At 45.9% G+C, this 6,305-nt stretch carries 3 protein-coding genes; 1 reads left to right on the top strand and 2 read right to left on the bottom strand.

The window, feature by feature from the left end; all coding sequences use genetic code 11:
- Window positions 1-393: 393 nt before the first annotated feature.
- Window positions 394-2,109 carry a hypothetical protein gene (locus tag WBG78_RS27735; RefSeq protein WP_337329782.1) on the bottom strand — a complete coding sequence of 572 codons (1,716 nt, stop codon included), beginning with the start codon at window positions 2,107-2,109 and terminating at the stop codon, window positions 394-396.
- Between the two features lie 201 nt (window positions 2,110-2,310).
- Here WBG78_RS27735 and WBG78_RS27730 point away from each other — a divergent pair, with 201 nt between their 5' ends.
- Window positions 2,311-4,638 carry a T9SS type A sorting domain-containing protein gene (locus tag WBG78_RS27730; protein ID WP_337329781.1) on the top strand — a complete coding sequence of 776 codons (2,328 nt, stop codon included), beginning with the start codon at window positions 2,311-2,313 and terminating at the stop codon, window positions 4,636-4,638.
- Between the two features lie 36 nt (window positions 4,639-4,674).
- Here WBG78_RS27730 and WBG78_RS27725 read toward each other — a convergent pair whose 3' ends face one another.
- Window positions 4,675-5,367 (bottom strand): hypothetical protein, encoded by a 693-nt coding sequence (locus WBG78_RS27725; RefSeq protein WP_337329780.1) that lies wholly within the window; start codon window positions 5,365-5,367, stop codon window positions 4,675-4,677.
- Between the last annotated feature and the right edge of the window lie 938 nt (window positions 5,368-6,305).

The following is a 6,305-nucleotide window of genomic DNA, read 5'->3' as shown; positions in this document are numbered from 1 at the left end:
GGTGGGTCAAATGATTACCGGAATCCCTGGGTCAAACCATTACCGGAATGGTGGGTCAAACATTACCGGAATATTCACCGCCACTTCTTGTTTCCATGATATCAGGTAACGGCGTATGACACCGGCATGGCGCCGAACAATCAAATCAACAAAAGAAATAATTTCAGGAGACGACATGCCCTGCCTGGAACCAAAAGGTGGCTACATTCCATGCCTCAATCCAAAGGGCGCATTCCCTATGAGAGTTTACACACCTGAACGGGTTATCTGGGGGACTTTATGGGCACCCAACGACTTCTATTAGTAAGGATTAATGCGTTCATGCTAGTCTGATAAATTTCTGCAAAACCCGACAGGCTCAACTCTGTAAGTAAGTCCTCCAGGCAAGTTTAATCAACGGGTTAAGTGGCCTTTATGCACATAGATACGGCCAAACTCGTTTCTCCCTTCTTTAATAAGTACATGATCCCCATCGGCAGCAATAGTCGGATCATGTAAAATATACACATCGCATTTCGACAAATCATCGAGGTCATAATCAAAAATCAATTCCCTTCCTTCACGGATCGCAGCCAGTCTCAGATAGAAATTAAGGTATTCATCCTGCCGGTCGCTGAATATGCTCTTAGGCTGATAGAGGAAGATATCGCTCACGCGAGCAGCAAGGCGCTCGTAAAAATTACGATCCTGAAAACTACCAGGGCTGTTCTGCCATCCATAATTTAAAATGTATACAGTACCCAACGATTTTATTGACAGAAGCGTCACAATCATCAATTGATAATATAGCGGCTTAAAACCTGAAAAGTTTTTCAGTATGGTAAGCAACGCAACAGCAGCCAAAATGTAAAAAACAGTATTCGTGTAACTAAAAGCCCGACACGGAGGGTAAACATGAAATATCAAAATGAATAAAACGATCGATAAAATAGTAGTGATATTTAGTACGATGACAACCTTAAGCCTTTCATCTATTCTTCTGAAAAAGATCAGACAACCGGAAACCAGTACCATTCCAATCAGCCAATAATTCCTGCTATTTGCTTCTGTCATGACACTCAAGATTTCGAGAAGCGATGCAAATCCCCTGACAAGTTCCTGCGGCAACATGCTTGTAACAAAGAATGCATCCAGGCCAGACCAAAGCAGCATCGGTAGATATAGCAATGTGGATATACAGAAAACAGATAAGGTAGCAAAAATGATATCCAGGATACCCCTTCCCTGGCCCTTGTATATCTCCCCTATCATCCATGCCATTACGGTTGACATGAACGGGATAATGAACAATTTGCTACAATAAAATCCGAGTACGCTGCTCAGGATATAGAGGGCGTATCCACGACGGCGTTCTTTAAAATAGAACAACAATGAAATAACACTTACAAGATAGCACAATGCCATCAACGTGTATGAGTAGCCTTCCGCGCTATAAGCGTTGGTCCAAAATGTCAGGCCGGTAAGCAGGAGAACGAATATCCCGGCTTTAAAATCATAAAAATACTTTGTCATGGCATAGATAAGTGTGTGAATAGCCATGCCCGATAAGATGCTGGTCATCCGGGATGCCAGCATTGGATTGCTCGTCAATTTCCACCAGAAGAAGGAAATAATATTGTAGAGCACATGATTGTTTGAATACATGCTGATGTGCAATGGACCCTTGTCTATAAAAAAGACAAAATTGAACACCTCATCCACCTGATAAGGTAGCGTAGCAAAGAAATATACTTTAACAGCCAGCAGCAAAATCAAGCAGGCAATAAGTATTGCTCTTTGAGTAAAATTCACATCGGCAAATGAACTTCTGACAATTTCGAATACTTTTCCCAAGTCGCTTTTCAGGTCTCCAAAACAGACCTCTATTGTTCTTCTTTTCAAAATGAAAACAACAATCGCAGAAAGAAGAAGGAGTATCAACCATGGCGCTACCAGTCGTACGCCTGAATAGTGCGGCACTGTAAAATAGAGCATGCTGTAATCGCTCACCAAATAAGCATCCGGATATTGGGTGGTAAACCACGATACCAAACCGGAATAGCCGACGGCAAGCATACTAATCAGCATAACCACCAGGTACAGAATGTAAAACAATGAAAGCCAGTACATGTATTGCTCCTAAATTGCAGACAAGATTTGGGAGCACAAGTTGGCGACATTTTTTTCGATATCCATGGCTGTCGATATCAACTGGCGCTATGCCAACTTGCTCATCACAGTGATTTGCATCTCCTGCTGGCGCGCATGGAATGTAAAAGTTAGCGGTGATGCGATAAAAGTGTATCTTATATCCTTATAAATTCTGCCCAAATGAGATTGTGTGTCATTCTGATTCTCATCGTTCTTCCTGTTTCTTTCCGCTGCTATTCTCAATCGGCGCTGTGGAATCGAACCCTTGGCCCCGCCGGAGGTTCCGTCGATGATATTGTTAGGGTTGATAACTATTTATTGGTCAATGCAGGTCCGGGAGGAGTTTACCGATCCGCCGACGATGGCGATCACTGGGATGCTTCAAACATCGGTCTTCCTCTGAATCCTCATTGCTATGCTCTTGCATCATCAGAAAATGTCCTTTTTGCGGCAATCGCTGGCAATGGAATTTATAAATCCACCGACTTTGGCGGAACGTGGGTTCGCGCCGGGAGTGAACTTCAGGGCAAAACGTTTTATAGTCTTCTTGCCAATAACAACGATGTCTACGCCGGAAGCTCCGAGAGCGGATTCTACCACTCCGCTAACGGAGGAGCCAGCTGGACATTAAAAGGAAAAGATTTGCGCCAGGTCGGCCACTTCCTGGTGGTGGGGAATAGTTTGTTCATCGGCGCCACAAACGCCTCCAGCGTAGCAGCTGTTTACAAAAGCACGGACAAGGGTACAACCCTCACCGATATAAATGCCCCCGTAACATCCATCAATTCAATGGCCGGATATGACAACGCCATCTACGTTACGGGTGGCCAGCCCACTGCCATATCGAGGGACTATGGCGCAACCTGGACGACCAGCAGCATTGGCACAACAGGATATTATATGTTGACTTCGATATATGCCCACGAAGAGCGCGTGATCATCCCGGCCGGTAATTCAACTTTGTTTGTTTCGCAAGACGAAGGTCTGCACTGGGAAACAATCAATACATTAAGCTACAAAGGCGTGGTAAATACAATTTACTGCGAGGACAACAAAATTATCGTAGGCGGCAGGGAGGGTATTTACATAAGCAACGACAACGCTACCACCTGGCAGGAAAAAAGTAAGGGCCTGCTCAATATGATCATCACACAATTGAAAGCGACAAACGATGAACTGTTCGCAGGAACGGGCGTGGGCGTATTTGCATCTTCAGACAACGGGCAAAGCTGGAACAAAAGAAACGATGGCCTGGAAGACAATTCGCCCGCCGGATATATCGGTGGCGTGGTAGTCAAAGGCCTGCATGTCACACCTGACTATGTGATCACTGCTACCGGCAAAGGCATCTTCAAATCAGCGAACAGCGGTATTACCTGGAATTTAAAACGTGGTCTGCAGGGCGGCGATCCAAATAATTATTTTCAGATACTCGCCGGCGATAAGGATCGGGTATTTGCCTGTGAACAAGGTCAGCAGCACTATTCAACTTCCGCCGGGGAAACCTGGGCAACCCGAACGGACACGCACTTCAATGGCATGGGTATCATTAACGCAGCCGTCAGAGGAGACACGATCGTTGTGCTGGCAAACGAAAATATTCTTATTTCAAATAACTTTGGTATTACCTGGGAAAGCTCGCGTGTGTTGCCAACCTACTTTTATCCCAATGAGGTCGCAATCGGAGAAAGCAAAGTTTATCTGGCAACCTATCAGGGATTGTTTGTTACTGACAACCTTCAGACCTGGACAAAAATTCAGGGATTGCCTGTTGAAACTATTTTATCAGTTGTAAAGACGTCAAACGCCTTATACGTCGGTACAACGATGGGCGTATATGTTTCTTACAACGAGGGTTTGAACTGGTATCCGTTAAATAATGGATTGTCTGACGGATTCGTCGCCCCACTTGCCTTCAACGCCGGCAATGCGTTCGCGGGCACTTATGGCTCGAGCGTTTGGCGGGCTTTGCGAAATAATTTGAATGTAACGCCCGTCATTACCCGGTTGAAGAATGAAATTGAGTACACCGAAAATCAGGATATCATTATTGATGTCGAGAATATTGTAGTTAGTGATCCTGACAATGTTCCCGGCGACTTCACATTGGCCATAAGACCTGGGGCTCATTATAATGTATCTGGCAACGTAGTTACTCCTGAGGCAAACTATACTGGCCCGTTAGAAATACCACTTGTCGTTTCGGATGGCTATAATGAAAGCGATCGGTTCATTGCAACGGTGAACATGATTACAGGACTTGCGGAAGTCTCCAATGGATTCGAATTGTTTCCGATTCCCGCCACACAGCAAATAAACTTCAGAACGACCGGGGCCGTAACATCCTGGTCGGTTACAGATCTGACAGGGCGAAGAATTCTCTACAAAGAAAACATCCAAATGAGTGGCGAAGCGCAATCAATCGATATATCGCAACTTCCAGACGGAATTTACTTTATCGAACTTCTGGGTGACAGCAATCAGCGTCAACGATTTTTGAAGCATTGAAGGGAACGAGGTGGAGCGCCAGGGCATTCCCCATGCCTAATCAATGCCTACATACAACAACTTAACGATGTCCATCGCGCTCTTCGGTTTGTCGACTACCTGTCCATCCTGGAACAGTTCACACTTGAGTGCGACAATAGCGATAGAAGCATCATCCGGAATATCGAAACTTGCCCGATGATCGTACCAGGTACTTTTATCCCTGGGAATGATCGCACTATCCGCTAAGGCTTTGCCGATGCCTTTCAGACTAGGCGTATAAAAAGTAACAATGAACGTTTGCCGGTAACTCTCTGTCATCACCCTTTTGGAAACGCATTGCGTTGTCACCGCAAGCTGAAGTGCGTTGCCATCGAGCGATGCTGCCACTTCTTCCTTCCATAATATCAGGTGGCGGAGCGGGGCAGCTTTATTAAATTCGAATTCTTCAAGCTTCGGAGGACCATCCACTTCTTTGGACAATTGCAGCTTGAAAATAGAAAGCATGCGCGACCACATCCTTCCGTCCTTGAAGTCATTCATGTGGGGCAAAAACAAATCTTTGATCGTCTTGGCCAGGATATTCGCGATCGGCGTTTCCGCAGCTGACTTTTTGAATGCGTCGTTAAGCTCCGCCTTTTTGTAAGTACCCCGGGCGGCACGTAGGTGTTCACCCCACGTCTTGCTGTTCACCTGGGTCACTTTACGAAAAGTACCCTGATATTTAAATAACGAATCTTGTTTGGCCACCGCTGCTACCTTTTCCTATTTTAGGTATTAACAATACGGCAAAATAGGAGTTGCGGTTTTTAGCTGGCAAAAAAAAGTAACCCTTACAGTGAGGTTATAGTGAGCTTATAGTGAGGTTATAGTGACTTGTGAGGCGCCAGGGATCCATCTTCTCCCCTACTCGGCCAGCGGTCAGTCGGCATTCCTGACTCGGGTTCATCCTCACCTGCTATTTTCACTTCACCATTGTTCTCTCCCTTAACCGGAAATTGGGTCTGGAAGGATAGGTCTCTGGTAAGTCGCGCACTGGCACAACCCTGTAGCTAAACGCAGCCACCGCAGGTTCCAGTCTCAGCATTGATCGAGAGTCTGGGAAAGTCTGGGAAGAGTTGGGAAAACGACTGGAAACGTCTGGGCGGATCTGGGAAAAAGACTGGGAACGACTGGGCAAGACTTAGGAAATCGTTGGGAACGGGTTGGGAAAAAGTGGCCGACAGTTTGCCTACGCGCCGCCCGGCACTAGCCAAAACGTTGCGGCCTTATTTAGGCCTTACTGGGAACTACCCGCCGGCAATCTATCTGAATACCACGACAACGAATCATACTTCAATAAGCTCAGTCCTGCCCTACTAATTTTCCGTCAGCTCATCTCCTCTTTCTAATGCCTGCGAGTGCTGACGTGTTATAACATTCGCGTCTGCATAAATAAACAACGGACCGCTAAAGGACCTGCACATACATACCAGCCGTCATGTTGATGCGGAATTGAAACGTAGACAGCCATTGCTCCACATTATACCAGGCAATTGGGAACGACAATACTATGGTAACCCTTCTCTTCCGCCATGAGTAAGACGTAACGATTGAGATTACTTTTCTTCAGTATCTGAAGTCGGCACGGCAGGCGGAAAACCGCTTCCGATCATCTAAGTACAATTCATGGAGATCTCCTTCCAGGT

Source organism: Chryseolinea sp. T2, assembly GCF_037203685.1.
In the GTDB taxonomy this organism is placed as follows: Bacteria; Bacteroidota; Bacteroidia; order Cytophagales; family Cyclobacteriaceae; genus Chryseolinea.
The sequence above is the reverse complement of the archived record's forward strand: the minus strand, read 5'-3'. Positions and strand labels throughout refer to the sequence as shown.